The organism is Pseudoruegeria sp. HB172150 (assembly GCF_013184805.1).
Taxonomy (GTDB): domain Bacteria; phylum Pseudomonadota; class Alphaproteobacteria; order Rhodobacterales; family Rhodobacteraceae; genus Psychromarinibacter.
In genome coordinates, this window is the sequence record NZ_JAATNG010000002.1 from 394,827 (window position 1) to 420,391 (window position 25,565).

Here is a 25,565-nt window from a genome sequence, read left to right on the forward strand (position 1 = left end):
GCCGGTCAGCCGTCGAAGAACAGCTCCGCGTATCCGGTGCGCGGATCGTCTCGGCGCGTGAAGGTAACAGCATCGGTCAGCCCCAGCACCACCTCCACCGTCGTCCTGACCACCGATCCGGCCAGCAGGTGCCCGGCGGTCATCCGACCTTCGGCATCCGAGACCGCCACATGCAAATGCGGACCGTCGACCGACAGCGTTCCCGACAGCGCGACGATCTCCAGCGGCCCCGCCACTTCCAGCGCATCGTCCCGCCCCGCCGGCCGCAGCCGCGCCGAGGTCAGGCTGCCGACACAGGCGGCCACGAATCCCGCTGTCTCCGGCTGCGCCGCGAACACCGTTTCCAGCCGCCCGCGCAGGTCCTCGCCCGGCAGCATCCGCAGAGCCAGAAACCGTGTCGCGCCGCCCGGCCAGCCGCATGTCAGATCATCGTTCATGCCCGCCAGCCTGACCCGGGGCCCATCCGCGTGCAAGCCGCCCGTTTGCCTTTGCCCGCCAAGCCTGCAAGATGCCGGCAACAGAGAAAAGGAACGCGCCGAATGACCCATGACAGTCCGCAATCAGGGGCCGGAGACCTGCCGGGCGTCGACCCGGCCGTCGCGGAGGAGCCGTCTCCGATGCTGGCCCGGCTTGGATGCCGCGTGACCGGCTGGGCCGAAGGCTACGCGCGCGTCGAACAGGAGATCGTCGCCCATATCATGAACCGTTACGGCATTCCGCACGGCGGCATCTACGCGGTGCTGCTGGACACCGCGATGGGCCATGCGGGCGCCTATACCGGCGACCCGGACCGCAAGCAGCTGACCATGACACTGTCGATGACCACGAATTTCGTGTCGCGCCCGAAAGGCACCCGGCTGATCGCAGAGGGACGGCGGACCAGCGGCGGCCGGTCCACCTATTTCGCCGAGGCCGAGGTGCGGGACGAAACAGGTGAGCTGTGCGCCACCGGCACGGGGGTTTTCCGGTACAGAAAAGGCGCGGCCTGACCCGGCCGCGCCTTCGCGTTCCAGAATTCGAAGCGTTCTAGCCGAACGACTTTTCGATCTTGTCCAGCGTCTGCATCGCCGACAGCACGTCATGGACCGACGAGTTGGGTTCGCGCCCTTCCTGGATCGCCGAGATGAACTCGCGGTCGATCAGCTCGATGCCGTTGTTCGACACCGCCACATCCGACAGGTCGATCTTGTTCATGTTGCCGTCGAACAGGTCGTCGTAGTTGGCGATGTAGGTGCCGTTGTCGCAGATGTAGCGGAAGAAGGTGCCGAACGGCCCGTCGTTGTTGAAGGACAGCGACAGCGTGCAGATCGCGCCATCCTCGGCCTTCATGCCGATGGCCATGTCCATGGCGATGCCCAGTTCCGGGTGATGCGGACCTTCAAGGCCGAAGGCCTCCTTGGCCTGTCCGCCGGTCTGGTACTGGAACAGGTCGACCGTGTGGCAGGCATGGTGCCACAACAGGTGGTCGGTCCAGCTCCGCGCTTCGCCCTTGGCATTGGTGTTGGTGCGGCGGAAGAAGTAGGTCTGAACATCCATCTGCTGGATCTTCAGCTCGCCCGCCGTGATCTTGTTGTGGATCCACTGGTGCGAGGGGTTGAAGCGGCGCACCTGTCCGGCCATGGCCAGAACGCCGGTTTCCTTCTGCACCTTGCAGATCGCCTCGGAGTCGGCCAGCGAGTCGGCCATCGGGATCTCGATCAGCACCGGCTTGCCGGCCTTCATGCAGGCGATGGCCTGCTCGGCATGGATCTGCGTCGGCGTGGCGAGGATCACGGCGTCGACATCGTCGCGGGCCAGGCATTCGTCCAGCGTGGTCGCGGCATGTCCGATGCCGCGCTCGGCGGCGAAGCTTTCGATCTTGTCCTTGCTGGGCCCCATGACAGAGGTCACTTCGACCTCGTCGATGGCGCTCAGGGCGTCGAGGTGCTTCATCCCGAAGGCGCCGTAGGCCCCGGCTACACAGATACGCATTGACTGTCCTCCTCGTCGGTCTCAGGCGGAGTTGCTATGGGCCGCATTGAAGCGGCAAAACCGGAAGCGCCGCGATCTCTCGCGGCGCTTCTCGTCCGTGCCGCGATCAGGCGGCGACGTTTTCCAGGATGATATGTCCCACGGCGGTGTTCGACGCGGGCACGTGGTAGTGGCGGTGCACTTCCTTCACCTCGTCGTCCAGCGCGCCGCGCATGACGTGCCACATAACCATCTCGACGCCCTCTGAACCGGCCTCGCGCAGGTATTCCACATGCGGGATCTGGCTGGCGAACACCGGATCCTCGGTCAGCAGGTCGAGGAAACGAGTGTCCCATTCGCGGTTGATCAGGCCGGCGCGCTTGTACTGCAGCTGGTGCGACATGCCGCCGGTGCCGAAGACCATGACCTTCAGGTCTTCGTCATAGCTCTCGATGGCCCGGCGCACGGCCTTGCCGAGGTTGTAGCAGCGGTTGCCGGTGGGGGCAGGGTACTGCACCACGTTCACCGCCAGCGGGATCACCAGGCAGGGCCATTCCTCGTCCGGGCCGACCTCGCCGAACATCACCGACAGCGGGACGGTCAGGCCGTGGTCGACCTCCATCTCGTTCATGATGGTCAGGTCGAATTCATCCAGGATCAGCGACTGCGCGATGTGGCTGGCCAGTTTCTGGTGGTTGCGCACGACCGGGACCGGGCGCGGGCCCCAGCCCTCGTCGGCGGGCTGGAAGGTAGCGGCGGCGCCAAGCGCGAAGGTCGGGATGCAGGACGCGTCGAACGCCGTGCAATGGTCGTTGTAGACGAGGAAGATGACGTCGGGCTTGTTTTCCTTCATCCACTCGCGGCTGAACTTGAAGCCGTCGAAAACCGGTTTCCAGTAAGGCTGATCGGTGATGTGGGTATCCATCGCCACGCCAATGGCGGGCACATGAGACACGCCCACGCCTGCTGTGATACGGGCCATTACTTGTCCTTCCATTCGGATTTGTAGCGGTTGCCCTCCGGCGACCGGCCGCCGTGCAGCATCATGTCGCGATAGGCCTCGACGCCCATGCCGGTCATCAGGCCGGCAAGGTTCTGAAAATTGATGCCGTCATTCGCGGCAAGCTTCGACGTGTAGTAGATGTTGCCGCCCAACTCGAGCAGGCGGTTCCACTCGCGCTTCAGCACGGCTTCGCGCTGTTCGGCGGTCATCGGGAACTTGTCGAGGTATTTCTCCTCGTCCGCGTTGAACTCGTCGCGATTCTTCTGCAGCCGCAGGCTGATGCAGAACTGGTTCAGGTGATAGCCTTCGCGCGAACGGTCCGCGTCGAAGACGAATGTGCCGGGAATGTCCTCGTAGTCCTTTTCAGGCATCCCTTCCTCCATGGGTTACGTGCCGCCGCCCGGGCACCCGGGATCTGCTTTACATATGTGTCGCAATACCGGGTTCGGACAACCCGTTGCGACCGTCTGCGCATGCAGGCGGCGGCTTCTGTTCGCTGTTACCGCGCCTTCCTATCACCCAGCGGACAGAGATCGGAATTCGAATCCCCCGGATGATATTGGAAAAAGCTATACTGCATGTGCGCGCCTGTCTCTGTCCACGGTCCCCGGCCGGCTGAATTCGCGCAGATATCCGATGAATTCCGCCTGCGCGTCGGTCGGCCGCCAGCCGGTGCGATAGGTCAGCCCGATGGCACGGGCGTTTCGCACCAGCTTGATCGGCAGCGGCAGGATATCGCCCGCCGCCTCCTCGGCGCTGATCTGGTGGCGCGAGATGATCGAGACATAGGGACCCTGCGCCAGCATCCCGCGCAGGAAAACCAGCGAGGAAGACACGACACGCACCGGCGTGATCGGGCGATCCTGAATCCGCAGGGTCTCGAACAGGTAGCTTCCGGCGGGCGTGTCCTTGGGCGGCGCCACCCACGGATAGTCGAGCGTGTCCTCAACCGTCGGGTTTTCCATGGAAAACAGTGGGTGCGAGGGGTGCGCGACAATGGCGAGATCGTCGATGAACAGTTCCTCCTGTGTCACGTCCTCTGCCGGAACCGGATCGCGCAGGGCGCCGATGATGCAGTCGACATCGCCTTCACGCAGGCCGCGCAGCAATTGCGGGTATCGCCCGTCGACGACACGGATCTGGATGCCAAGCTGCGCCCGCACCATCGCGTTGACCGCCTGCGGTACGATGGTTGTGCGCGCCAGCGGCAGGCTGCCCAGCGTGAAGGTGCCGCCCTGGCCGCCGGTGGCGCGGCCGACCTCCTCGATCCCCTGCCGGATTTCGGCCTGCGCCAGCTTTGCCCCGCGGGCAAAGGCCTGCGCCGCGGCGGTCAGTTCCACCCCGACCGCAGTTGCGGTGAAAAAGGAAAGCCCCGCAAGGGCTTCGAGGTTGCGCGCCGCGCGGTGGATGGTTGGTTGCGACACGTTCAGCTCGCGCGCCGCCAGGGTGAAGCTGCCGGAATTCGCGATCGCGATAAGGGCGCGCAGCTGTGCCGCCGTTACCATCCTGTCGAACCCGTCGCGACGGCTTTCGTTGCGGCCGGTCTTCAGCGCCGTGCGCGCGCCGCGCTCCAGATGATCCAGCGCTTCCTCTACCCGTGCGGCGAATAGCGCGCCCGCTTCGGTCGGCGTCAGTGCCCTTGCGCGGCGGATCAGAAGCGGTGTGCCAAGGTCGTCCTCCAGCCCCGAAATCGCCTGCGTCGCGGCCGGCTGCGACAGGTGGCACCGCGCCGCCGCCAGCGAGACCGAGCCCGAGCGCACCGCCTCGGAAAACACGCGCATGTGCCGGATATTCGGGAAATCGGAGGTCAAGGAAACGTTAACCTTTTCTGGCTTTGCGAGGACTGGCGTATTGGCGGGGGTATAGACAAAACTTATCCCGAGAACCACATTCGAAATAGGCATTCCGCGCGGCGTGCGCCATACCGGCCCCGTGCGAACACCCTCGGGAGGAAAATCATGGCCGACAAACCCACCGCTCTGGTGATCAGTGCGCATTCGGCGGACTTCGTCTGGCGCGCCGGCGGCGCCATCGCGCTGCACCAGTCCAAGGGATACGACGTCACCGTCGTCTGTCTGTCCTACGGCGAGCGCGGCGAAAGCGCCAAGCTGTGGAAGCAGGAAGGCATGACACTGGACAAGGTCAAGGCGGCCCGCCAGGAAGAGGCCGAGAATGCCGCCAACGCGCTGGGCGTGACCGATATCCGCTTCCTCGACCGTGGCGACTATCCGCTGGATCTGGGCCGCGAGACGCTGGACATGATGGTCGACATCATCCGCGAAGTTCAGCCCAAGTTCATGTTCTCCCACTCGAAATGGGACCCGTATAACACCGACCACATGCGCACGACCGACTTCGCGCTCGAGGCGCGGATGGTGGCGCAGGCCTGGGGCCACAACCCCGGCCAGAAGGTCCTGGGCGCGCCGCAGCTCTACCTGTTCGAGCCGCACCAGACCGAGCAGATGGAATGGCGCCCGAACGTGTTCCTCGACATCACACCGGTCTGGGACAAGAAATGGGCCGCGATCCAGTGCATGCAGGGGCAGGAGCACCTGTGGCACTTCTACGAGAACGTCGCCGAGAACCGCGGCAACCACTTCCGCCGCAACTCCGGCGGTCAGGCCGGCGGCCGCGACTGCCGCTATGCCGAAGGCTTCCAGGCGATCTTCCCGCGCACGGTGGACGAACTGGAATGACCTACCAGCCGGGACAAACGGGGATCGTCGTCCAGACCATCGAGCGCGCCGATCAGGCGGTGATCGACGGGCTGGCGGAATGCGGCGTCGCCACCGTGCACGAGGCGCAGGGCCGCAAGGGCCTGCTGGCCAGCTACGTGAACCCGGTCTACTCCGGCGCCCGCGTGGCCGGGTCCGCCGTGACGGTGCTGGCCGCGCCCTGCGACAACTGGATGATCCATGTCGGGGTGGAGCAGATCCAGGAAGGCGACATCATGGTGGTGGGCGTGATCACGCCCTCCGACGCCGGGTTCTTCGGCGACCTGCTGGCGACCTCGCTGATGGCGCGCGGCTGTCGCGGGCTGGTGATCGACGGTGGCGTCCGCGACGTGAAGGACCTGACCGAGATGGGCTTTCCCGTCTGGTCCAAGGCGGTGCATGCGCAGGGCACGATCAAGGAGACGCTGGGTTCGGTCAACGTGCCGGTGATCTGCGCCGAGGCGCATGTGAACCCGGGCGACGTGATCGTGGCCGACGATGACGGCGTCTGCGTCGTCCGCCGCGAGGAAGCGGCGGAGGTGCTGGAAAAGGCCCGCGCGCGCGAAGCCAACGAGGAATCGAAGCGCGAGCGGTTCCGGGCCGGCGAACTGGGCCTCGACATCTACGGGATGCGCGAGAAGCTGGCCGCCAAGGGCCTGAAATACGTGTGAGCGGCGGAAACGCCGGGCATGTGGATCTAGGCCGGCGCCGATCGTGCCCGATCCGGGTGTGGTGACAGGCGTCGGAAGCGGGCTGAAAGCGGAGGGGGTCGCCGCCTGCGGCGGCGATCCGGCGGGGGGCTCCGCCCCCCGGACCCCCCGGGATATTTTCAGCCAGAAGAAGCAGACGCGGGTTGCGACGCTGAGCCCCAAATAGAGTCTCGGGAGTGAGGCGAACGGACCGGCGGGAGGAATGGATAATGTCTGACGGTGTTCGGTGCATGTGGATGCGGGGCGGGACCTCGAAGGGCGGGTATTTCCTGGCCTCCGACCTGCCCTCCGATACGGAGGCGCGCGACGCCTTCCTGCTGCGGGTGATGGGATCCCCCGATATCCGGCAGATCGACGGGATGGGCGGGTCCGACCCGCTGACCTCGAAGGTGGCGGTGGTGAAACCGTCGGAGCGCGAGGGCGTCGACATCGATTACCTGTTCCTGCAGGTCTTCGTCGACCGGCCCATCGTCACCGACGCGCAGAACTGCGGCAATATCCTTGCCGGAGTCGGCCCCTTCGCCATCGAGCGCGGGCTGGTGCCCGCGAAGGACGGCGAGACGCCGGTGGCGATCTTCATGGAAAACACCGGGCAGGTGGCCATCGAGCGGGTGAAGACGCCCGGCGGCACGGTCACATATCTGGGCGACGCGAAGATCGACGGCGTGCCGGGCGGTGCGGCGCCGGTGCCGGTGGAGTTCAAGGATACCGCCGGGTCGTCCTGCGGCGCGTTGCTGCCGACCGGGAATGCCTGCGACACGGTCGAGGGCGTCGAGGTGACGATGATCGACAACGGCATGCCCTGCGTCGTGATGCGCGCCGCCGACATGGGCATCACCGGAGACGAGACGCCGGAAGAGCTGGAAGCGAACGACGATCTGCGCGCCAGGCTGGAAAAGATCCGGCTCGCCTGCGGCCCGATGATGAACCTGGGCGACGTCAGCGAAAAGTCGGTGCCGAAGATGACCATGGTCAGCGCCCCGAAACAGGGCGGCGCGATTTCCACCCGTTCGTTCATCCCGCATCGGTGCCACAAGACCATCGGCGTTCTGGGCGCGGTCAGCGTGGCGACCGCCTGCCTGATCGAGGGCTCGCCCGCCTACGACCTGGCCGAGCGCGGCGAGGGTGAGGAGCGAACCCTGTCGGTCGAGCATCCGACCGGCGAGATGACCGTGGTGGCGAAACTGGACGAAACCGGTGCGGTCGCCTCTGCGGCGATCCTGCGCACCGCGCGCAAGCTCATGGATGGAGAGGTGTTCGCATGAACAAGCAGGTGATGGATCCCGACTGGCTGGTGTTTCACCCCAACCCGAAAAAGCCGGATTTCGTGCTGCCAAAGGGCGCGGTGGACGCGCATTGCCACATCTTCGGGCCGAGCGACGTGTTTCCCTACGCGCCGGAACGGAAATACACGCCCTGCGACGCCAGCAAGGAGCAGCTTTTCGCGCTGCGCGATTTCCTCGGCTTCGACAAGAACGTGATCGTGCAGGCGACCTGCCACGGCAAGGACAACCGCGCGCTGGTTGACGGCTGCCGTGCCGCCGGTGACAAGGCGCGCGGCATCGCGTCGGTCGGCACAGATGTCACCATGGACGAGTTGAAGGAAATGGACGAGGCGGGCGTTCGCGGGGTCCGGTTCAACTTCGTCAAGCGGCTGGTGGACTCCACACCGAAAGAGACATTTCTGACAATTGCGGACAAGATCGCCACGCTTGACTGGCATATTGTTGTCTATTTCGAAGCTCAGGACCTGGAAGAGCTGATCCCGTTCCTGAAGCAGCTTCCCACGGTCATAGTGGTCGATCACATGGGCCGCCCGGATGTGGAGAACGGCGTCGACCACCCCGATTTCCAGCGCTTCCTCGGGCTGATGGACGATCTGGACACGATGTGGGTCAAGGCGACCTGCCCGGAACGGCTGACCAAGGCGGGTCCGCCCTATGACGACGTGGTGCCCTACGGCCAGGCGCTAGTGGACCGGTTCCCCGACCGGGTGATCTGGGGCACGGACTGGCCGCATCCCAACATGAAATCGCACATGCCGGACGACGGCGCGCTGGTCGATTTCATCCCCCGGATCGCGCGCACGGAAGAACTCCAGCAGAAACTGCTGGTGGACAACCCGATGCGGCTGTACTGGGCGCGGTAACGGGCGCAGACCGTGATTGCCCGGCCGCTGTCAGCGGCGGGGCATCGCGCCCGTTCGCGTCGGGAAAGGAAAGACGCCATGACCGATAACAGACGCGTCGTCCTGTCCAGCGATCACGCCGCCATTCCGCTTCGCCAGGCGATTGCCGCGCATGTGGCGGAACTGGGCTGGGAGGTGGTCGATATCGGCCCGGTCACGCCCGAAAGCACCCATTATCCGGCGCATGGCGAGGCGGCGGCGCGACTGGTTGCCTCCGGCGATTGCCGGCTTGGCATCATCCTGTGCGGCACCGGGCAGGGCATCATGATGGCGGCCAACAAGGTCAGGGGCATCCGCTGCGGTGTCTGCTCCGACACGTTCTCGGCCCGGATGATCCGCGAGCATAACGACGCCAACATGTTGTCGCTTGGCGCGCGCGTGGTGGGAGAGGGGCTGGCGCTCGACATCGTGGATGCGTTTCTGAACGCCGGGTTCGAGGGTGGACGCCACGCGACGCGGGTCGACATGATACGCGCTCTGGAAGCGTAGCGACGCGGGGGCGCCGAGTCGCCCGTTTCCATCACAAACAGCCTTCCGGTCTGGTTTTTGCGCAGGCTTGGGCGCGCAAATTGGCGTGCATGTTCGGTTGGGTCTCGATTTCCAATAACAATTTGAAATTGTTCGAAGAAATGGTCGTTTTGGCATGCCAAAATTGCGCCGCCAAGTATAAGTTTTGCGTCATGGCTATTCAATCTGCGCCCGCTACGCCTGCAGCTTGATCCACATCAAACGCGCCCCTTCGCCCGCATGCGATATTTCTGACAGAAACAGGAGGAGACGATGGACCAACCTGGTTACGACTATCATATCGACATCCCCGGCACGACCATCTTCGACGGCAAGATGGCCATGAAAGGCTATGCGCTGAACAAGATGTGCTACTCGTTCAACAAGGCCGAGAACCGCGACGCCTTCGCCGCCGACGAGGAAGGCTACATGGCAAAGTACGGCCTGAACGAGGGCCAGAAACAGGCGATCCGCGACCGCAACATCCTGAAGATGATCGAGGAAGGCGGGAACATCTATTACCTCGCCAAGTTCGCCGGGATCTTCAAGCTGTCCGTCCAGGACGTGGGCGGCATGCAGACCGGAAAAACCACCGAGGAATTCAAGGAATTCCTCGCGAGCCAGGCGTAGGAGGGCATCATGGCGACAGTACTTGGTGGCATCACCACGTCGCATATCCCCGCGGTGGGCAATGCGATCCAGAAGGAACTTTACGACGATCCGTACTGGAAGCCGTTCTTCGACGGCTATCCGAAGGTTCACGCCTGGATCCAGGAGCACAAGCCGGATTACGTGATCAACATCTACAACGATCACGGGCTAGGCTTTTTCCTCGACCGGATGCCGACCTTCGCGATCGGCGCGGCGCATGAATACAAGAACGAGGACGAGGGCTGGGGCCTGCCGTCGCTCGATCCGTTCCCCGGCGCGCCGGAACTCAGCTGGCACATCATCGAGTCGATGGTGGCGGATCACTTCGACATCACCTCGTGCCAGGAACTGGCGGTGGATCACGGTTTCGTCGTCCCGATGCAGCTGTTCTGGCCGGGCGCGCCGAACAACCCGGATATGCCGAAGGCGGTGCCGATCTCTGCGAACACCGTGCAGCACCCGATCCCGACGCTGGCGCGGGCGCTGGACTTCGGCAAGGCGCTGGGCAAGGCGCTGCGGTCCTTCCCGGAGGACGCGAAGATCGTCATCCTCGGCACCGGCGGTCTCAGCCACCAGCTCGACGGCGCACGCGCCGGGTTCATCAACAAGGATTTCGACCAGTACTGTCTGGAGAATATCGTGTCGAACCCGGAAGAGCTGACCAAGGTCACCCGGATGGAGCTGGTCGAAAAGGCCGGCGCGCAGGGCACCGAATTCCTGATGTGGATGATGATGCGCGGCGCTCTGGGCGACGAGGTGAACGAGATCACGCGGAACTATCACATTCCGATCTCGAACACCGCGGCGGGTACGCTTCTGCTGGAATGCGCTGCCTGATTTGATATGACTGGCAAAAGGGCCCCGGCGGCAGCGCCGGGGCCCTTTTGCTTTGAAGGAGAAGAAGATGGCGACCCTCGTCTACGTGCCCGGCCTGTTGTCGGACGCCCGCGTCTGGAAACCGGTGGCCGAGGCGGTGGGAGGGGACTATCGCATCGCCGATGTGACAGAACCGCCGTCGATCACCGCGATGGCGGAGCATGCGCTGGGCCTGGCCGTGGGCGACGTGATCCCGGTAGGGCACTCGATGGGCGGCCGCGTCGCGATGGAGATGGCGCGCATCGCGCCGGAACGCATGGCGGGCCTGATCCTGGCCGATACCGGGCACCATCCGCTGGGCAACACCGAGCCGGAGAAGCGGCTGGAAAAGGTCGCGCTGGGTTACGACGACATGGCGGCGCTGGCCGCCGACTGGCTGCCGCCGATGGTCGACGCGGACCGTCGCGGCGACACCGCGTTCATGGACGACATGACCGAGATGGTGGTGGCCTGCGGACCGGAAGTGCATGAACGCCAGATCCGCGCGCTGATGAACCGGCCGGACGCAGGCGCGCATCTGGACGCGGTCACCTGCCCGGTGCTGCTGCTGGTCGGCACCGGCGACCTGTGGAGCCCGGAGAAACAGCATCGCGAGATCGCCGAGATGGTCGGCGCCGAAGCAAAGGTGGTGGTGATCCCCGATGCGGGGCACTTCCTGCCCTGCGAACGGCCGGCGGAAGTGGCGACGGCGATTTCCGCGTGGCTGAAAGCAACCAGTCTGACGTGAGGCTCCGTCGCCTGCCTGGCTGAAGCACTGGCCGGCGGCGCCTGTCGCCCTCTCTAACCGGTCTGAGGGCTATCTTCCGTTAAGGACGAGACGAATGGCAGGATCTTGTCGACATGTACGGGCTTGGTGAAACTGCCGACAATCTGCTGCATTCCCGCGAAGTATGAGTTCGGGTTAAGGTCGCTGGTCGACAGTACGACAGTAGGCACGCCCCGGTCCTGCAGCCAGATAAGGGAGACATTTGAATGAGAATCTCCGGGCTGAACTTCGACGATGGCGATGTCGATCTTGCTGGGACCAGAGGATTCCAGGTTTGCCAAGTCATAATCGTGGTTGATCCACGTACGGTAAGCGATTGATTCGAGGGCCTGTTCGATGTCCAACGCGAGGATCACGTCACTCGTCAGGACGATCGCCGCCCTGTATTGCTGGTCAGTCGTTTTAGCCACGGAATCGCTCATAGGTACGCTAACAACACAGGTAGCAGACAGGGGGGAATATTTACATTAATTTCAATTACTTATTCGCAGCAACATGCGCCGTGTGCACAACTGAGCTCGCTTGAGCAAGTTGAAATGCCAGTAGCACTTGCCCAATCAGCGCCGTGTGCTAATTTTGAGCAAGTGATATTTCTTGAGTAAGTTATGCAAAGCTCGATGCATCGAGCATTCTGACGGTGGTTCTGAAAATGACTGGTGAACGCGGTAAGAGACTGGACCGACTGCAGATTATGGTAACGGAGGAAGAACTCCGTGCTCTGGACGACTGGCGTTTCGAAAAGAGAATGCCCAGCCGTGCGGCAGCAATCCGTGAATTGCTGCGGCGCGGTCTCGCGGCAGAGGGGTATTTCACCCAGGCTGAGAATGGCGATACGTCCGGCAGTTTCGGTGTGATCGATCCTGATTGACGGCGCGGGACATTAATCGCCCGGCGAAGGGCAGGCGGGCAGGATTCCGGAACGAGATGCAATGAACGAGATCCGTCAGGCCAAGCCCGAGGATGCGGAGGCGCTTTACGCCATCTGCCTGAAGACGGGCGATGCGGGCGAGGACGCCACGCATCTTTACAGCGAGCCAAGGCTGATCGGGCACATCTATGCCGGGCCGTATCTCGCCTGTGCGCCGGAACTGGCCTTTGTCGCGGAACGGGACGGCATGGTGGTCGGCTATTGCGTCGGGGCAGCGGACAGCCGCGCCTTTGCCGTCACTCTGGAACGGGACTGGTGGCCGGCGCTGCGCGAAACCTATCCAAAGCCTGACCCGGCACGGCAGGACGACTGGACGGCGGATGAGCGCAGGTGCCAGATGATCCATGATCGGGAACCGACGCCGGACGCGGTCGTGTCCCGATACCCCGCGCATCTGCATATGAACCTGCTGCCGGCGGCGCAGGGGCAGGGGCTGGGCGGGCAGCTTCTGGAGCGATGGGTGCACGCGGCTACTGCGCTGGGCGTAACCGGCGCGCATGTCGGCGCGAGTGCGGGCAACGCCAGGGGCATCCGGTTCTGGCAGAAGCAGGGCTTCGAAAAGATCGCGACACCGGGGGCGCGGGCGGTCTGGATGGGGCGGCGGCTGCAGGATCAGCCCTGATCTTGGAGCCTGCGCCGGCCGTGCTAGGTTTGCGACAGGCATCGCCGCCAAAGGCGGCACGGGAGGACCCGACATGGAAAAGAAGCACAGGATCTACACGATGAGCGTCGGCAGCGTCTATCCGCATTACGTCAACAAGGCGGAGCGGAAGGGGCGCAGCAAGGAAGAGGTCGACGAGATCATCCAGTGGCTGACCGGCTACGACCGCGACGCGCTGAAGGGCCGGCTGACGGACGGGACGGATTTCGAGACCTTCTTCGCCGAGGCACCCGCGATGAACCCGACGAGGTCAGAAATCAAGGGCATGATCTGCGGCGTGCGGGTGGAAGAGATCGAGGAACCGACGATGCGCGAGATCCGGTATCTCGACAAGCTGGTCGACGAACTCGCCAAGGGGAAGGCGATGGAGAAGATCCTGCGTCAGGCATAGCCGTCTTATCCGGCCGCCTGCACACGCGCCCGGAAGGCGCGCGGCGACATGCCGGTGGCGCGCGAGAAGACGCGGCTGAAATAGGCGGGGTCCTGAAACCCGAGTGCGTAGCCGATCGTCTGCACGGGCAGGTTGGTGTAAACAAGATTGCGCCGCGCCTCGCGGACCAGGCGTTCCTCGATCAGCAGGGTGGCCGGGCGGCCGGTGGCATTGCGGGTGACGCGCGAGAGATGGGTCGTGCTCACCGCCAGCGCGTCGGCGTAGTTGGCGACCGTCCAGTGCTTCGGGAAGTGCGTTTCCAACAGGGTTTCGAAACGTGTCAGCAGGTCCGGCGCGGCGGGGCCGTCCTGAGGCGGTGCGGTGTCCGCCAGAGACCGTGCGATCTGTCCAAGTAATACCCCCGCCAGAGAGCGCAGCACCTGTGCCCGGGCAAAGCTGCGGGCGGCGAATTCGCAGGCGATCCCCCGCATCGTGGCAATGCAGGCCTCGTCCGCGGAAATCATGGCGGGCCGGTTCAGCACCGGCCGCAGGCCCTCACCGGGCTGCAGCGCCTCGTCCAGCATCTCGGCAGCGAGTGTGACGACCAGCCCGGCCGTCCCCGGATCGAAGCGGAAACCGTGGACAATGCCCACGGGCACGTTGACCAGGTGCATCGCGGCAAGCCGGTGCTCGGCCCCGTCGAGACTGGCCGTGCCGTCGCCACTTTCGACGAACAGCACCTGGTGCAGGCGCGCGTGGCGGTGCGCACTCAGTTCCCAGTCATGCAGGACCGAGCGGGTCTCGATGGTTTCGCAATGCACCACGTCCGGCAGGTCCTGCGACTCGCCGAAGAGGTTGAAGGTCTGGATATGCGCGGGCTGTGCCATGTCCGATTCATACAAGTATTTGGCGGGCGGGTCCATTCTCCCGAACCGCGGTTTCCGGCATCCTGCGATGCACATCCAAGGAGGAGGAAACGCGCCATGAAAACTCAGGTCTGTATCATCGGCGGCGGCCCGTCAGGGCTGATGCTGTCGCAGCTTCTGCATCTGAAAGGCATCGAGACCGTCGTTCTGGAAAAGCACAGCCGCGAATACGTGCTGGGCCGGATCCGCGCCGGCGTGCTGGAACACGGCTTTGCCGAGCTGATGCGCGAGGCGCAGTGCGGCGAGCGCATGGACCGCGAGGGCGAGATCCACGACGGCTTCGAGATCGCCCATGACGGAAAGCTGAGCCGCGTCGATCTGAAGAAATATTCCGGCGGCTCGTCCGTGGTGGTCTATGGCCAGACGGAACTGACCCGCGACCTCTACGAGGCGCGCGACAAGATGCAGGGCAAGGTGATCCACAACGTGGAAGACGTGGCGCTGCACGACATGAAGACCGACGCGCCCTACGTGACCTATCGCGACGGTGACGAGATCGTCCGCATCGACTGCGACTACATCATCGGCGCGGACGGGTTCCACGGGCCGAGCCGCAAATCGATCCCGAAAGACGTGCTGGTGGAGCACGAAAAGATCTATCCGTTCGGCTGGCTCGGCGTGCTGTCGCGCACCAAGCCGGTGAACCCGGAGCTGATCTATGCCCGCCACGAGAGGGGCTTCGCCCTGTGCTCGATGCGCAGCCAGGTGCTCAGCCGCTATTACATCCAGGTCCCGCTGACCGACACGGTCGAGGACTGGTCGGACGACGCCTTCTGGGACGAGCTGAAACGCCGCCTGCCCGAAGAGGTCGGCGAGCGGATGGAAACCGGCCCGTCCATCGAGAAATCCATCGCGCCGCTGCGCAGCTTCGTCGCCGAGCCGATGCGCTACGGCAACCTGTTCCTCGCCGGCGACGCCGCACACATCGTGCCGCCCACGGGCGCGCGCGGCCTGAACTCTGCCGCTTCCGACATCTACTACCTCTACCACGCGATGACGGATCACTACCTGAACGGCGACGATGCGGGGCTGGAGGCCTATTCGGCCAAGGCGCTGGCGCGGGTCTGGAAGGCGCAGCGGTTCAGCTGGTGGATGACCATGCTGCTCCACACCTTCCCGGACTCGATCAGCTACGACAAGCGGCTGCAGCAGACGGACATGGACTACCTGTTCTCGTCCGAAAACGCGCTGGGCTCGCTGGCCGAGAACTACGTCGGGCTGCCGTTCTGAGGGCGAACCGCCCTGCGGGCGGTGCCTCCGGCGGGGATATTTTGGACCAGAAGAAGCGGGCGGGACGGCGCTGAACACCAAGTCGCTGTTCGCGCGTGAGTAGCCAACGAAAGGGGCAGGGGCCATCATCGGTGCCACTGCCCTTTCCCACATCGTTTCGACGGCTTGGCGTCGCGGCGGGCGGCGGGTAGCCTGCGCGCGAGACGTGCCAGGGAGGGCCGAACATGTGGGAACCGTCCGAACGCTACCCCGACCCGAGTGTCGAGGTGCTCGATCCGAGATTCGAGAAGCTGATCCTGTGGCATGCCCGTGTGGAGCGGCTGGCCGAAGGCACGCGCTGGGGCGAGGGGCCGGTCTGGTTCGGCGACCAGCGGTGCCTTCTGTGGTCCGACATCCCGAACGACAGGATGCTGCGATGGGAGGAAGAGACCGGCGCGGTCTCGGAATACCGGCGCGGCGGCTTCACCAATGGCAACACGCGCGACCGGCAGGGGCGGCTGGTGTCCTGCCGGCACGGTCTGCGCTCGGTCACGCGGACAGAGATCGACGGAACCGTCACGGTGATCGCCGACAGCTACCAGGGCAAGCGGCTGAACTCTCCGAACGACGTGGTGGTGAAATCGGACGGCGCGATCTGGTTCACCGACCCGTCCTTCGGCATCCTCAGCCATTACGAGGGCGGCGTCGCCGAACCGGAGCTCCCCACGAACGTCTACCGCGTCGATGGCGAGACCGGCGAGATGACGGTGGTGATCGAGGGGATCAACCAGCCGAACGGCCTGTGTTTCTCCCCCGATGAAGACCTGCTCTACCTCGTGGAATCGCGCGGGGTGCCGCGCAAGATCCATGTCTATGACGTGACCCCGGACGGCAGGGGCGTGACGAACGGGCGGCTCTTCGTCGATGCGGGGGAGAAGGGAACGCCGGACGGGTTCCGCTGTGACACCGGGGGCAATCTCTGGGCCGGCTGGGGCATTGGCGAGGGGCTGGACGGCGTGCGGGTCTTTGCGCCCGACGGCACCGCCATCGGGCAGATCCACCTGCCGGAACGCTGCGCCAACCTCTGCTTCGGCGGGCCACGGCGCAATCGCCTGTTCATGGCGGCGGCGAAATCGCTTTACGCGCTCTACGTGAATGTCGCGGGCGTACCCTACGGCTGACGCTTTCCCTCTGGATTCTCCCGACAATTCCGCGTCATAAGACGGGTATGGGTGACAAATCGTACTGGATCGACACCGGCACATTGCTGGTGCTGGGGGCGGTCGGCGGCACGCTCGGGGCGTGGGTCGGGCTGCCGATGCCTTACATGCTGGGCAGCCTGATCTTCAGCGCGGCCTATACCATCACCCGGGCGCAGAGCGGGTACGCCGTCGCCTTTCACCGGCCGTTCCGGTTCCTGTCCATCGCCACCATCGGCACGATGATCGGCGGCCGCTTCACACCCGACCTGCTGCCGCTGTTCCCCCAGCTCTGGCCGTCCTTCCTGGCGGTGGGCCTGTTCGTGGTGCTGGCGCATGGCTACGGCTATTTCGTGCTGCGCAAGGTCGGCAAGTACGATCGTGTCACCGCCACCTATGCGGCCATGCCCGGCGGCCTGATCGAGGCGATCACCCTGGGCGAACGCGAAGGCGGCGACGTTCGGGTGCTGACGGTGCAGCATTTCGCGCGGATCATCATCGTGGTGATGGCGGTGCCGACGTTTTTCCTGTGGCTCGAGGGCCACGCGGTGGGCAGTTCGGCCGGACAGAACATGTCCACCGGCCCGTCACATTGGTGGGATCTGCTGGCGATCGCGGTGATCGCGCCGGTCGGGATGTGGCTGGGCATGCGGCTGAATCTGCCCGCCGGGCAGTTGCTGGGGCCGCTGGTGCTGTGCGCCATTGCCCAGCTGACCGGGATACTGGATCTGCACAGCCCCGGCTGGCTGCTGAGCCTGGCGCAGCTGATCGTCGGCGCCGGGCTGGGCGCGCAATTCTCCGGCATGGGCATCGGGCTTTTGGTCAAGACCTTCGGCATGGGCGTGCTGGCGGTCGCGGGCATGCTGGTGATCGGCGCGGTGATGGCGCTGGGGCTGGTGGCAGTGGTGCCGGAGACCTTCGACGCGCTGTTCGTCAGCTTCGCGCCGGGCGGAATGACCGAGATGGCGCTGATCGCGCTGAGCCTCGACGCCAGCCCGGTGATCGTGACCGCGCACCACCTGGTGCGGATCCTGCTGGCCGTGGTGCTGGTGGGCTGGGTGAACAAGCGGATGAAGGGACGGCCGGAATAGCCGCCCAACGCATGTCATCTGTTTCGCCCGGGCCCAGCCCGGGCAGCGCCGACCCGCCCCCCAACGGGGCGGCGCTTTTGGCGAAGGTGGTGCCACAGGCACGTCGTCGAGGCTTTTGAGCAGGCCTTCTCAATGTTCGACCCGCCCCGCGCGGGCCGGCGCTACCCTTGCCTACCGCACCGGTGTCTTCGGCCGCCACATCCAGGCATAGCTGGCGAACAGGCCCTGCAGCTTCGACAGAGCCCGGTTCGCGGGACCGGCGCCGGGGTAATCGCCGGAGACCAGCCGGTCGACGGCCACCTCCACCGGGCAGGCCATTCCCGTCACCGGATCGAAATAGCGCGGATAGGCAATCAGCGCGGCGTGGGCGAGGGCCGTCACCGAGGGCCGCGCCCGCCGCCGGGCCGGGACCGCGCCGAGGTCGCTGGTCAGGCCCCAGCCGGCATAGAACGGCGTGCCGAGGCAGGTGACGGGCGTGTCACGCAGCAGCGCCTCGAACCCGAGGAGCGAGGTCATCGTCCAGACCTCGTCGCAGGCGCCGATCAGCGCGATCGGGTCGGCGCCCGGCACCACGAGATCCGCGGTTTCGGTTTCCACCGGCGTCAGCGCCCCGGCGCGCAGCCCGGCCTCCACATCCGGGTGCGGTTTGTAGACGATCACCGCATCGGGGTTTTCCGACCGCACCACCTCCAGCAGCGCGCGGTTGCCGTGAACGTCGCCACAGCCTTTCCGGATCGAGGCATCGTCCTCCACCTGGCCGGGCACGAGAATGCGGTGACCTTCGGGCAGATCGGGCAGCGCCGCGCCGCCGGTATTGTATTTCGAGATCCCTTCCTGCGTCAGCAGCAGGACCAGCCGCCGCGCCCGCTCCAGCCGGTCAGGCGACAGGTCCGCCGCTTCGGCGATCAGGGCTTCCAGCCGGCTGGCGCGGGTGGGGTCGTAATAGATGCCGGTGCTATCGGTGACCAGCGACAGCGGCGGCACCAGTTCGGCGCCAAGCCCGCGCGAGCGGAGAAAGCCGTCCTCGATGCGCAGAAGCTCGGGCGCATGGAGCAGATCGGGCGTTTCCTTCCCGGCCCAGACCATCAGCCGCCGGTCTTCTTTCTCGCTGAGGTCCTGCGCCTTGTCCGGGTCGTCCTCGAACCGCAGCCTGCGTTCGGAGCCGAAGAACTTCTGCAGCGGCTTCCGCTTCCACAGCCGCATGCCGGCGGCGACATACCCGCGCCGATCGGCCCGCCAGGCGCCCGCCTGCGCCTCGAGCGCCGCGATGGCGTCTTCCAGCGTGCCGAGCCGGTCGCGGTAGGGATCGTACCATGTCGGGTAAAGGATCATCGCCGCCGCGAACAGCTGCGCCCGGGTCAGCTTGCGTTCCCGGCGCGGCACCGGGTTCTCGTCCTTCGTCAGGCCCCAGCCGGAATAGAAGGGCTGGCCAAAGACCCGGGGCTGCAACCCGGCATGGATCGCCTCGAACCCAAGCTGCGAGCTGACCGTGTAGACCCCCATCGCGCCCTCGAACAGCTTCCACGGGCTGACCGGGTCGGTCAGCAGCGACACCCGCCCGCGCGCGTCCTCCGGTCCGAAATGCCCCTCCCGATGCCCCGCCGCCGTCTCCGGATGGGTCTTGATGATCACCGGCGCGCCGGGATGCTCCTCCTGCGCGAAGACCAGCATCTCGCGGAACGTCGCCTCGCTGGAGCCGCCATGCGAGATGGAGGCGTCGCCCCTCGTCTGATCGACGACCACGACATAAGGCGCCTTCGGAATCGCCGTCGCCGGGTCGAACGCGTTGTACTTGGACAGATGCGCGGCGCGCAGCCATTCCACCGCGCTGCGCGCACGGTTCAGAATCGCGGTGTCGTCCAGCGGATGCGTGGCCAGCAGGGTCTCCAGATCCGACGGCGCGGAGCTGTCGAAATGCACCCCCGTCCGATCGAGGTTCAGGCCGATGGGCAGGCTGCCCTCGCGCCCCGGATGCACCGACCGCAGGAACGTATCCTCGACCCGCAGCACCGGATTCCCTGTGTGCTCCGCCACCGCCTCCCCACGTGGCGAGGTCGGGCTCTTGCCCCAGGTGCCGACCCAGTCGTCGGGGCCGGGCTTGCCCAGCCGGATATCCCAGCCCGACAGTTCCAGAATGCGCCGCACCCGGCGCTGGGTCAGGAAACCGCCGTTGTAAACGAAAAGGCGCCGGGGCGTTTCCGCCCCGGCGCCTGATGGCTCGTCGTCGAAACTCAACGGGTCAGCTGCCGTCCAGTGTGTTGGCCAGGTCGACCGTGTTGCCCAGAACGTTGAGCGACCCGGTGAAGGCCCGCAGGATCTTGGTCCATTGCGAGAACGGCGCCTCGGTCACATAGACAGTGTCGCCGTCGCGGATCACGAAGTCGCGCGCCTCGAACAACCCGTTCGGCTCGGTCAAGTTCAGCACGTAGACCATGCGCTGCGCGCCGACGAGGTCGGTGCGGCCGAGCACGAGGTTGGCGATTTCCTGATCCTCGTTGCGCAGCACGAAGACGCCGGTCGGATCAGCCGTGGCAGTGTTCAGGCCGCCCACCTGCGCGATCGCCTCCAGCGCGGTGATCGTCTGGCTTTCAAAGCGGATACGGTTCTGCTGCCCGGTGGCGCCGATGGCCGTGAAGGACCGCGTGTCGGCCTCCACCAGGATACGGTCGCCGCCGCGCAGGGCGACGTCGGCATAGGGGTCGGAGAACAGGTCCTGGAACCAGATCTCGCCAATCTCGGTGCCGCGGATCACCTTGATCCGCGCGATTTCGGGCTCGACGGCGATGCCGCCGGCGCTCGCCAGCATCGCCGACAGGGTACGCGTCGGACGTTCCAGCGGGTACACGCCCTGTTGTCCGACCGATCCGGCGACAGAGACGGTCGCGCCGTCCCCCGCCACGCGGCGGACCATGACCTGCGGATCCGGCGTCTGGTCGGCGAGGCGTTCGGTGATCAGCCGCCGCACCGCCTCGGGAGAGTTGCCCGCGGCCCGGATCCGGCCCGCATAGGGGACAAAGATGAACCCGGCGCCATCGACCTGCACTTCCTCGATCGAGGTGGAATTCAGGCCCGCGGCAGACAGCAGGCCGTCATCGACGTTTTCCCAGATCGTCAGGCCCAGAACGTCGCCCGGTCGAATCGTGTCGGAGCCGACAAGCGCGGCGTTGCGGAACCCGGCGGAAAAACCCAGCGACGGCACGACGGCTGTCGCACGGGTCACCCGGTCATTCACTGAGACGATGAACGCGTCGCCTTCCTGCTGGATCGAACCGGCAAAAATCTCGCGTTTGTTCGGCCCGCTGCGGGGCAGACCACAGCTGGCGGTGAACGCCACCAATGCGAACAGGGCGACCGTTCGCGCCCATCGAGAAGCCTTTAGTTTCACTGCCTGGTCCCCTCGACCTGTTTTTTCTGCCACTATTTTCGCGTTAAGGTATCGTAACCTCAACGGTATTGCCAGCCGGGTCTTGTTGTCGGGTTTACTTGATGACGCGCAACTGTTGCCTTGGTGCCGCTGTGCCGTGCCGCAGCGCGTCATAGGGGTCTTCAGCGGCCAGCATCATGTCGACGACCTGCCGCAAAAGCTGCCGCCTGCCGCGCGCGGAGTAAAAACTTCCAGCGATTTGAGAGGTTTCCAGCAGGAAGTGGCGATAATCGCGATAGGCGCGGTTATCCGGCCGCTCGGGGTGAGAGAAGAAATCCTGCAGCGGCTGGGACGACACGAACTCCGGTTTCGCATAGACAGCCTCGCCGAACACCTTGAGCGGAAGTCCGCGCCATAGCACCTGCTGGGCGGCGGTGGAGTTCACGGTGACCGCGCTGCGCGCGTGATCGAGAAGCTGCGCAAGCTTGCCGCCGCGCACGTAATGCACCCTGTCGGCGACCCCGTATTGCCGGGCCAGACGCCGGATTTCGCGCCGGATCGGCACGCGCCCGTCCTCCAGCGGATGAGCCTTGAACACCATGTGGTGATGCGGCGGCGCACCTGCGGCGAAACCCTCGATCACGGTTTCCAGGAACGCGGTCATCGAGCCGAAACGGCTGTGGGCGATGAAGCTGGAATCATGGGCCAGTTGCAGCAGCGTCAGGTGATACGGGAACCCGCCGTACTTGACGCGCCAGGTGGCCTGCACCCGGTCGGCCCAGAGCCATGGCATCAGCAGCAAACGCTTGAGATACAGGCGGAATTCCTGCAGCACGGTCAGTTCGCGATGCGGCCGGAAGTTGCGGTAGCGCCCGTTCATCATCAGCAGCAGACCGTGATAGACGGCGCCGTAGAACAAGTGCTGGCGCATGTCGCCCCAGTAAGCGGGCGGTTCGGGCACGTCGAGATCGGCCCGCGCGAGCGCCTCCTGCATGTCTGCGATGCTAAGCTGCATCAGGGCGGAATTGCCGTTCGATCCGTCGCGCTCATATGTGACCCAATAGGGGCGCAGGTAGCCTTCTTCGAACACGTGGATGGTGAGGCCGAGCTTTTTCGCGGCCTCGACGGCATGCGCGTGGATTGGCCGGATGTCGCCGTAGAGGACAAGGTCGGTCACGCCGCGTTCCGCGACGATCCGGCGGAACCGGTCAGGCCAAAGCTCTGCCGCGTCAAGGAACGGGATGTAGCGCGCGCGGTCGTTCCAGAAGAATTCGTCGCCCGCGTTGAAGCCGACGCGCCAGACATCGGCACCCGCCGCCCGCAGCATTCGTCCGAGGCGCTGAAAGTAGGGACCGTGCGGGCCCTGCAGGAAAAGGAATACCCGGTTCTTGCCGGAAATCATCCGCGTGACCTTTCTTCGGGCCCGTTCTGGCCCGATAACTGTTTATGATCAAACGTATAAGGCTTTTTTAATGCGAAGATGTGTCCGGCGTGCCGCACCGAAATGCGGCGCGGCGGCCCTTGCCCTTCGCCCCGGGCGGGGGCAAGGTCGGGGCGATTTGCGAAAGGGCGGGCATGTTCACGGGAATCGTCACCGATATCGGAGAGGTCCTGGAGGTCGAGAAACGCGGCGACCTGCGGGCACGAATCGCGACCGGCTACGATGTCGAGTCCATCGATATCGGGGCCTCGATCTCCTGCGACGGAGTCTGCCTGACCGTGGTCGCGACCGGCACGAGCCCGAAGAACTGGTTCGACGTGAACATCAGCGCCGAAACCGTGTCAAAGACCAATATCGGCGAGAATGGCTGGGCACCGGGCAAGAAGATCAACCTCGAACGCGCGCTCAAAGTGGGTGACGAACTGGGCGGGCACATTGTATCCGGCCATGTCGACGCGGTGGCCGAGGTGCTGTCGGTCACGCCCGAGGGGGATTCCACCCGCGTGACCTTCCGCGCGCCCGAGGCGCTGGCGAAATTCATCGCACCGAAGGGCTCGATCGCGCTGAACGGCACTTCGCTGACCGTGAACGAGGTCGAAGGACGCGAGTTCGGCGTCAACCTGATCCCGCACACGCAGGCGGTGACGAACTGGGGCACTGTCGCGCAGGGCGATGCGGTGAACCTCGAGGTCGACACGATGGCGCGCTACGTTGCGCGGCTGCAGGAGTGGCAGTGACCGACTGCCTGTTCTGCCGGATCGCGGCAGGCGATGTCGAAGCTTCGATCCTCCACGCCGACGACATGATCGTCGCCTTTCTCGATATCGAACCGATTCGGCGCGGCCACGTGCAGATCGTTCCGCGCCGCCATTACGACTATTTCGAGGATCTTCCGACCCAGACCGCGTCGGCAATCCTGGCGCTGGGGCAGCGGCTCTCGCGGGCGATGAAACGGCTTTACGGCGTGCGCCGGGTGGGGTTCGCCTTCACCGGCGGCGACATCGCCCATGCCCATGCCCATGTGATTCCGCTGCACGAACATACAGATCTGACCTCGCGTCGGTACATCGCAGAGGATAAGCTAACATTCGTTTCGCTCCCCCGGCAGAGCGCGGTCGAGCGGCAGGATGTGGTCGACGAACTCCGTAGGGCACTGGAAGGAGAAGGCTGATGGCCGGTATCGGACATAATGGCGGCCCCACCATCGAGGCGGGCTATGGCTGGCGCAAGCACGCGTGGAGCAAGGCGCGCAAGCAGCTCCTGCCCAACACGGTCCCGCTGGAGATCGTGCGGCTGCGGGTAAAGCGCGCGCAGGAACTGGGGCTGGACTACCGGACCTACGCCTCGATCCGTGCTGCGTCCGGCCACGACGTGGTGGCCTTCCTGTTCTCCGGCAACGCGCTGGAACTGACCCCGCGCCGCGTCGCCGTTCCCGACACCGTCGCCAGCCGGCTCAGCGCGCTGGACGGCGCCGCCGACCGGATCGCCGCGGTCTACGCCCCCGCGCATCCCGTCTCGGTCGACCATGCCAATCCCGGCCTCTTCGACCATATCGGCGCAGCGCCGGGCTTCACCGAAAGCTGGCGCGGCATGCGCGACCGGCTGGTCGAGGCACTGCGCGCCAGCAACGCCAGGCCCGACGGCGTCGTCCTGGTTTCCGCCACGGCGGTGGAGCGGGAATGGTGCGCCGCCGGCAAGCTCGCCGGGATCATCCCGGCCGACCGGTTCTTCGGAACCGCGTGACGCATGACGGGGGGCGCTGAGATGGAGGACAAGGCTCCCGCCAGGCTGTCGCCCCGCAAGGTTCCGCTTCGCCTTGCCGTGATCTCGCTGCTGCTGGGCCTTGCCAGCGGCGCGGTGGCCGCCGCCGTCTATGTCGCGATGATCGAACTGCAGGTTCTGATCTGGCACACCGTTCCGCTCGACCGCTGGATGATCCTGCCGATCACCGTGATGGGCGGCGTCCTGATCGGCGGCACCGTGGTGATGGGCGCCAGGCTCGACATCGAGCAGGAGATCGCCGAGGCCCGCGACCCGAAACCGCATCGCGGCCTCAGGTCGCTCTGGATGGCGCTGGGCGCGATCATCGCCGTCGGCTTCGGCGGCGTGCTGGGCCCCGAGGGCGGCATCATCGCGCTGGTCTCGCAGCTTTCGGCGATCGTGGCGCTGGTGCTGGGGCGCGAGGCGGCGGAACGCCGCGCCATCGCGCAGGCCGGTCTGGCCGGCGGCCTTGCCGGGTTCTACCACTCGCCCATCGCGGGCCCGGTCCAGGCCGAGGGGGAAGGCGAGGCGCCGAAGCTCTCGCTCTACATCGCGGGCCTCGCCGGTCTGATCGCCTTTCTCTTCACTGCGGATTTCCTGCGCGAGGGCTCGCTCGCTGCGATGTACCTGCCGCGCTTCGATGCCGATCCGGACCGCTATGACGCGCTTGTCGCGATCCTGCCGGGCCTTGTCGGCGCCGCCGGCGGGGCGCTGTTCATCTTCGCCAACCGGATGCTGGCGCAGACGCTGACAGACCGGATACCAAGCCTGTTCTGGCAGCCGGTCTTCGGCGGCGCGATCCTCGGCCTGATCTGCATGGCGGCGCCGGTTCTGCTGTTCGCCGGCCATAACGAAATGCACCACATGCTGGAACTGGGCGCGCGCCACGGGCCCGGGCTGCTGATCGTTCTGGGCGTGACCAAGGTGGTCCTGTGCGCGGTCTGCCTCGGCAGCCGCTGGCTGGGCGGGCCGATCTTTCCGCTCTGCTTCGGCGGCGCGGCGCTGGGGGCGGCGACTCTGTTTTTCCTGCCCGGGCTGAACCCGATCATCGGCGTCGCCGCCGGGATGACGGGCGCGGCCACGGTAGGGCTGAAGATGCCCATACTGGCCGGCGCGGTAATGATCTTCGTGCTCGGCGGCGGGCTGATGCTGCCGGTTTTCGTGGGCGCGCTCGCGGGCTGGATCGTGCTGCAGATGCTGCCCGAGGATCTGACCAGGGGCGGCGGGCTGGCGCACTGATCGCAACTGGA

The 25,565-nt window shown here is 65.5% G+C and carries 29 protein-coding genes; 19 read left to right on the plus strand and 10 right to left on the minus strand.

The features are described from left to right. Window positions 1–5: 5 nt before the first annotated feature. Window positions 6–437: a PPC domain-containing DNA-binding protein gene (locus tag HCO70_RS13680; protein WP_172297024.1), complete on the minus strand. Its 432-nt coding sequence runs from the start codon at window positions 435–437 to the stop codon at window positions 6–8. Between the two features lie 102 nt (window positions 438–539). Here HCO70_RS13680 and HCO70_RS13685 point away from each other — a divergent pair, with 102 nt between their 5' ends. Next, on the plus strand, window positions 540–989 hold the full coding sequence (locus HCO70_RS13685) for a PaaI family thioesterase (protein WP_172297026.1): 450 nt from the start codon (window positions 540–542) through the stop codon (window positions 987–989). Window positions 990–1,026: 37 nt separating this feature from the next. On the opposite strand, the gene HCO70_RS13690 is transcribed toward HCO70_RS13685, so the two are convergent. The 4 genes from HCO70_RS13690 to HCO70_RS13705 all read right to left on the minus strand — a co-directional run bounded on the left by HCO70_RS13690 (window position 1,027) and on the right by HCO70_RS13705 (window position 4,734). Further along, a complete protein-coding gene (locus tag HCO70_RS13690; protein WP_172297028.1) occupies window positions 1,027–1,971 on the minus strand; it encodes a Gfo/Idh/MocA family oxidoreductase in 945 nt (314 codons plus the stop codon). Between the two features lie 106 nt (window positions 1,972–2,077). Next, window positions 2,078–2,932 (minus strand): class III extradiol dioxygenase subunit beta, encoded by an 855-nt coding sequence (locus HCO70_RS13695; RefSeq protein ID WP_172297030.1) that lies wholly within the window; start codon window positions 2,930–2,932, stop codon window positions 2,078–2,080. Further along, window positions 2,932–3,324 carry a protocatechuate 4,5-dioxygenase subunit alpha gene (gene ligA, locus HCO70_RS13700; RefSeq protein ID WP_172297032.1) on the minus strand — a complete coding sequence of 131 codons (393 nt, stop codon included), beginning with the start codon at window positions 3,322–3,324 and terminating at the stop codon, window positions 2,932–2,934. Before ligA ends, HCO70_RS13695 begins: the two co-directional genes overlap by 1 nt. A 198-nt stretch (window positions 3,325–3,522) precedes the next feature. Then, window positions 3,523–4,734, minus strand: a complete 1,212-nt coding sequence (locus tag HCO70_RS13705) for a LysR family transcriptional regulator (protein WP_253913276.1) — start codon at window positions 4,732–4,734, stop codon at window positions 3,523–3,525. A gap of 177 nt (window positions 4,735–4,911) precedes the next feature. Here HCO70_RS13705 and HCO70_RS13710 point away from each other — a divergent pair, with 177 nt between their 5' ends. The 8 genes from HCO70_RS13710 (at window position 4,912) to HCO70_RS13745 (ending at window position 11,326) form a co-directional block, all read left to right on the plus strand. Further along, complete coding sequence (locus HCO70_RS13710; RefSeq protein WP_172297036.1) at window positions 4,912–5,649, plus strand: PIG-L deacetylase family protein; 738 nt, start codon at window positions 4,912–4,914, stop codon at window positions 5,647–5,649. Beyond that, window positions 5,646–6,338 carry a 4-carboxy-4-hydroxy-2-oxoadipate aldolase/oxaloacetate decarboxylase gene (locus tag HCO70_RS13715; RefSeq protein ID WP_172297038.1) on the plus strand — a complete coding sequence of 231 codons (693 nt, stop codon included), beginning with the start codon at window positions 5,646–5,648 and terminating at the stop codon, window positions 6,336–6,338. Before HCO70_RS13710 ends, HCO70_RS13715 begins: the two co-directional genes overlap by 4 nt. A 248-nt stretch (window positions 6,339–6,586) precedes the next feature. After that, window positions 6,587–7,642, plus strand: coding sequence for a 4-oxalomesaconate tautomerase (locus HCO70_RS13720; RefSeq protein ID WP_172297040.1), 1,056 nt, complete (start codon window positions 6,587–6,589; stop codon window positions 7,640–7,642). Beyond that, the gene (locus HCO70_RS13725) at window positions 7,639–8,526 is read left to right on the plus strand and encodes an amidohydrolase family protein (RefSeq protein WP_253913277.1); all 888 of its coding nucleotides are present in this window, start codon (window positions 7,639–7,641) and stop codon (window positions 8,524–8,526) included. The genes HCO70_RS13720 and HCO70_RS13725 overlap by 4 nt, the downstream gene beginning before the upstream one ends. Window positions 8,527–8,604: 78 nt before the next feature. Next, a complete protein-coding gene (rpiB, locus tag HCO70_RS13730) occupies window positions 8,605–9,054 on the plus strand; it encodes a ribose 5-phosphate isomerase B (RefSeq protein ID WP_172297042.1) in 450 nt (149 codons plus the stop codon). A 291-nt stretch (window positions 9,055–9,345) separates the two neighbouring features. Then, window positions 9,346–9,702, plus strand: coding sequence for a protocatechuate 4,5-dioxygenase subunit alpha (locus HCO70_RS13735; protein WP_172297043.1), 357 nt, complete (start codon window positions 9,346–9,348; stop codon window positions 9,700–9,702). Between the two features lie 9 nt (window positions 9,703–9,711). Continuing rightward, window positions 9,712–10,560: a class III extradiol dioxygenase family protein gene (locus HCO70_RS13740; protein ID WP_172297045.1), complete on the plus strand. Its 849-nt coding sequence runs from the start codon at window positions 9,712–9,714 to the stop codon at window positions 10,558–10,560. 67 nt (window positions 10,561–10,627) lie between these two features. Beyond that, window positions 10,628–11,326: an alpha/beta fold hydrolase gene (locus tag HCO70_RS13745; RefSeq protein WP_172297047.1), complete on the plus strand. Its 699-nt coding sequence runs from the start codon at window positions 10,628–10,630 to the stop codon at window positions 11,324–11,326. A 53-nt stretch (window positions 11,327–11,379) separates the two neighbouring features. Here HCO70_RS13745 and HCO70_RS13750 read toward each other — a convergent pair whose 3' ends face one another. Further along, window positions 11,380–11,787 (minus strand): hypothetical protein, encoded by a 408-nt coding sequence (locus HCO70_RS13750; protein ID WP_216665428.1) that lies wholly within the window; start codon window positions 11,785–11,787, stop codon window positions 11,380–11,382. Between the two features lie 227 nt (window positions 11,788–12,014). On the opposite strand from HCO70_RS13750, the gene HCO70_RS13755 reads away from it, so the two are divergent. The 3 genes from HCO70_RS13755 to HCO70_RS13765 all read left to right on the plus strand — a co-directional run bounded on the left by HCO70_RS13755 (window position 12,015) and on the right by HCO70_RS13765 (window position 13,345). Beyond that, a complete protein-coding gene (locus HCO70_RS13755; RefSeq protein ID WP_172297050.1) occupies window positions 12,015–12,233 on the plus strand; it encodes a hypothetical protein in 219 nt (72 codons plus the stop codon). Window positions 12,234–12,294: 61 nt separating this feature from the next. Next, the gene (locus HCO70_RS13760; RefSeq protein WP_172297052.1) at window positions 12,295–12,915 is read left to right on the plus strand and encodes a GNAT family N-acetyltransferase; all 621 of its coding nucleotides are present in this window, start codon (window positions 12,295–12,297) and stop codon (window positions 12,913–12,915) included. A gap of 73 nt (window positions 12,916–12,988) precedes the next feature. Next, window positions 12,989–13,345 carry a DUF2200 domain-containing protein gene (locus tag HCO70_RS13765; protein WP_172297054.1) on the plus strand — a complete coding sequence of 119 codons (357 nt, stop codon included), beginning with the start codon at window positions 12,989–12,991 and terminating at the stop codon, window positions 13,343–13,345. A 5-nt stretch (window positions 13,346–13,350) separates the two neighbouring features. Here HCO70_RS13765 and HCO70_RS13770 read toward each other — a convergent pair whose 3' ends face one another. Continuing rightward, window positions 13,351–14,211 (minus strand): helix-turn-helix domain-containing protein, encoded by an 861-nt coding sequence (locus HCO70_RS13770; protein ID WP_216665429.1) that lies wholly within the window; start codon window positions 14,209–14,211, stop codon window positions 13,351–13,353. A gap of 96 nt (window positions 14,212–14,307) precedes the next feature. Here HCO70_RS13770 and pobA point away from each other — a divergent pair, with 96 nt between their 5' ends. The 3 genes from pobA to HCO70_RS13785 all read left to right on the plus strand — a co-directional run bounded on the left by pobA (window position 14,308) and on the right by HCO70_RS13785 (window position 17,749). Continuing rightward, entirely contained in the window at window positions 14,308–15,480 is a 1,173-nt protein-coding gene (gene pobA, locus HCO70_RS13775; RefSeq protein ID WP_172297058.1) for a 4-hydroxybenzoate 3-monooxygenase, read from the plus strand. Between the two features lie 224 nt (window positions 15,481–15,704). Next, a complete protein-coding gene (locus HCO70_RS13780) occupies window positions 15,705–16,640 on the plus strand; it encodes an SMP-30/gluconolactonase/LRE family protein (RefSeq protein ID WP_172297059.1) in 936 nt (311 codons plus the stop codon). A 47-nt stretch (window positions 16,641–16,687) separates the two neighbouring features. Further along, the gene (locus tag HCO70_RS13785; RefSeq protein WP_172297061.1) at window positions 16,688–17,749 is read left to right on the plus strand and encodes an AbrB family transcriptional regulator; all 1,062 of its coding nucleotides are present in this window, start codon (window positions 16,688–16,690) and stop codon (window positions 17,747–17,749) included. Window positions 17,750–17,920: 171 nt separating this feature from the next. Here the strand turns inward: HCO70_RS13785 and HCO70_RS13790 are convergent, their stop codons facing one another. The 3 genes from HCO70_RS13790 to HCO70_RS13800 form a co-directional block, all read right to left on the minus strand. Further along, window positions 17,921–19,984: a capsular polysaccharide biosynthesis protein gene (locus HCO70_RS13790; protein ID WP_172297063.1), complete on the minus strand. Its 2,064-nt coding sequence runs from the start codon at window positions 19,982–19,984 to the stop codon at window positions 17,921–17,923. Window positions 19,985–19,988: 4 nt separating this feature from the next. After that, window positions 19,989–21,134, minus strand: a complete 1,146-nt coding sequence (locus HCO70_RS13795) for a polysaccharide biosynthesis/export family protein (protein WP_371742220.1) — start codon at window positions 21,132–21,134, stop codon at window positions 19,989–19,991. 94 nt (window positions 21,135–21,228) lie between these two features. After that, entirely contained in the window at window positions 21,229–22,515 is a 1,287-nt protein-coding gene (locus tag HCO70_RS13800; protein ID WP_172297066.1) for a capsule biosynthesis protein, read from the minus strand. A 173-nt stretch (window positions 22,516–22,688) separates the two neighbouring features. Between HCO70_RS13800 and HCO70_RS13805 the strand changes: the two genes are divergently transcribed. The 4 genes from HCO70_RS13805 to HCO70_RS13820 are packed head-to-tail and all read left to right on the plus strand — an operon-like array spanning window position 22,689 to window position 25,554. Further along, window positions 22,689–23,291 carry a riboflavin synthase gene (locus HCO70_RS13805; protein WP_172297068.1) on the plus strand — a complete coding sequence of 201 codons (603 nt, stop codon included), beginning with the start codon at window positions 22,689–22,691 and terminating at the stop codon, window positions 23,289–23,291. Next, on the plus strand, window positions 23,288–23,725 hold the full coding sequence (locus HCO70_RS13810; protein ID WP_172297069.1) for an HIT family protein: 438 nt from the start codon (window positions 23,288–23,290) through the stop codon (window positions 23,723–23,725). The genes HCO70_RS13805 and HCO70_RS13810 overlap by 4 nt, the downstream gene beginning before the upstream one ends. Further along, window positions 23,725–24,297, plus strand: coding sequence for a hypothetical protein (locus HCO70_RS13815; protein WP_253913278.1), 573 nt, complete (start codon window positions 23,725–23,727; stop codon window positions 24,295–24,297). Before HCO70_RS13810 ends, HCO70_RS13815 begins: the two co-directional genes overlap by 1 nt. Window positions 24,298–24,300: 3 nt before the next feature. Beyond that, window positions 24,301–25,554 (plus strand): chloride channel protein, encoded by a 1,254-nt coding sequence (locus tag HCO70_RS13820; RefSeq protein WP_172297071.1) that lies wholly within the window; start codon window positions 24,301–24,303, stop codon window positions 25,552–25,554. Window positions 25,555–25,565: the final 11 nt, after the last annotated feature.

What these genes read in the sequence shown, in the direction of transcription:
- HCO70_RS13715 (WP_172297038.1), top strand. Translation starts at nt 5,646, where the DNA reads ATGACCTACCAGCCGGGACAAACGGGGATCGTCGTCCAGACCATCGAG.
- HCO70_RS13770 (WP_216665429.1), bottom strand. Translation starts at nt 14,211, where the DNA reads ATGGCACAGCCCGCGCATATCCAGACCTTCAACCTCTTCGGCGAGTCG.
- HCO70_RS13765 (WP_172297054.1), top strand. Translation starts at nt 12,989, where the DNA reads ATGGAAAAGAAGCACAGGATCTACACGATGAGCGTCGGCAGCGTCTAT.
- HCO70_RS13690 (WP_172297028.1), bottom strand. Translation starts at nt 1,971, where the DNA reads ATGCGTATCTGTGTAGCCGGGGCCTACGGCGCCTTCGGGATGAAGCAC.
- HCO70_RS13720 (WP_172297040.1), top strand. Translation starts at nt 6,587, where the DNA reads ATGTCTGACGGTGTTCGGTGCATGTGGATGCGGGGCGGGACCTCGAAG.
- HCO70_RS13695 (WP_172297030.1), bottom strand. Translation starts at nt 2,932, where the DNA reads ATGGCCCGTATCACAGCAGGCGTGGGCGTGTCTCATGTGCCCGCCATT.
- HCO70_RS13735 (WP_172297043.1), top strand. Translation starts at nt 9,346, where the DNA reads ATGGACCAACCTGGTTACGACTATCATATCGACATCCCCGGCACGACC.
- HCO70_RS13680 (WP_172297024.1), bottom strand. Translation starts at nt 437, where the DNA reads ATGAACGATGATCTGACATGCGGCTGGCCGGGCGGCGCGACACGGTTT.
- HCO70_RS13785 (WP_172297061.1), top strand. Translation starts at nt 16,688, where the DNA reads ATGGGTGACAAATCGTACTGGATCGACACCGGCACATTGCTGGTGCTG.
- HCO70_RS13755 (WP_172297050.1), top strand. Translation starts at nt 12,015, where the DNA reads ATGACTGGTGAACGCGGTAAGAGACTGGACCGACTGCAGATTATGGTA.
- HCO70_RS13685 (WP_172297026.1), top strand. Translation starts at nt 540, where the DNA reads ATGACCCATGACAGTCCGCAATCAGGGGCCGGAGACCTGCCGGGCGTC.
- HCO70_RS13780 (WP_172297059.1), top strand. Translation starts at nt 15,705, where the DNA reads ATGTGGGAACCGTCCGAACGCTACCCCGACCCGAGTGTCGAGGTGCTC.
- HCO70_RS13820 (WP_172297071.1), top strand. Translation starts at nt 24,301, where the DNA reads ATGACGGGGGGCGCTGAGATGGAGGACAAGGCTCCCGCCAGGCTGTCG.
- ligA (WP_172297032.1), bottom strand. Translation starts at nt 3,324, where the DNA reads ATGCCTGAAAAGGACTACGAGGACATTCCCGGCACATTCGTCTTCGAC.
- HCO70_RS13710 (WP_172297036.1), top strand. Translation starts at nt 4,912, where the DNA reads ATGGCCGACAAACCCACCGCTCTGGTGATCAGTGCGCATTCGGCGGAC.
- pobA (WP_172297058.1), top strand. Translation starts at nt 14,308, where the DNA reads ATGAAAACTCAGGTCTGTATCATCGGCGGCGGCCCGTCAGGGCTGATG.
- HCO70_RS13815 (WP_253913278.1), top strand. Translation starts at nt 23,725, where the DNA reads ATGGCCGGTATCGGACATAATGGCGGCCCCACCATCGAGGCGGGCTAT.
- HCO70_RS13745 (WP_172297047.1), top strand. Translation starts at nt 10,628, where the DNA reads ATGGCGACCCTCGTCTACGTGCCCGGCCTGTTGTCGGACGCCCGCGTC.
- rpiB (WP_172297042.1), top strand. Translation starts at nt 8,605, where the DNA reads ATGACCGATAACAGACGCGTCGTCCTGTCCAGCGATCACGCCGCCATT.
- HCO70_RS13740 (WP_172297045.1), top strand. Translation starts at nt 9,712, where the DNA reads ATGGCGACAGTACTTGGTGGCATCACCACGTCGCATATCCCCGCGGTG.
- HCO70_RS13725 (WP_253913277.1), top strand. Translation starts at nt 7,639, where the DNA reads ATGAACAAGCAGGTGATGGATCCCGACTGGCTGGTGTTTCACCCCAAC.
- HCO70_RS13805 (WP_172297068.1), top strand. Translation starts at nt 22,689, where the DNA reads ATGTTCACGGGAATCGTCACCGATATCGGAGAGGTCCTGGAGGTCGAG.
- HCO70_RS13760 (WP_172297052.1), top strand. Translation starts at nt 12,295, where the DNA reads ATGAACGAGATCCGTCAGGCCAAGCCCGAGGATGCGGAGGCGCTTTAC.
- HCO70_RS13800 (WP_172297066.1), bottom strand. Translation starts at nt 22,515, where the DNA reads ATGATTTCCGGCAAGAACCGGGTATTCCTTTTCCTGCAGGGCCCGCAC.
- HCO70_RS13750 (WP_216665428.1), bottom strand. Translation starts at nt 11,787, where the DNA reads ATGAGCGATTCCGTGGCTAAAACGACTGACCAGCAATACAGGGCGGCG.
- HCO70_RS13705 (WP_253913276.1), bottom strand. Translation starts at nt 4,734, where the DNA reads ATGCGCGTGTTTTCCGAGGCGGTGCGCTCGGGCTCGGTCTCGCTGGCG.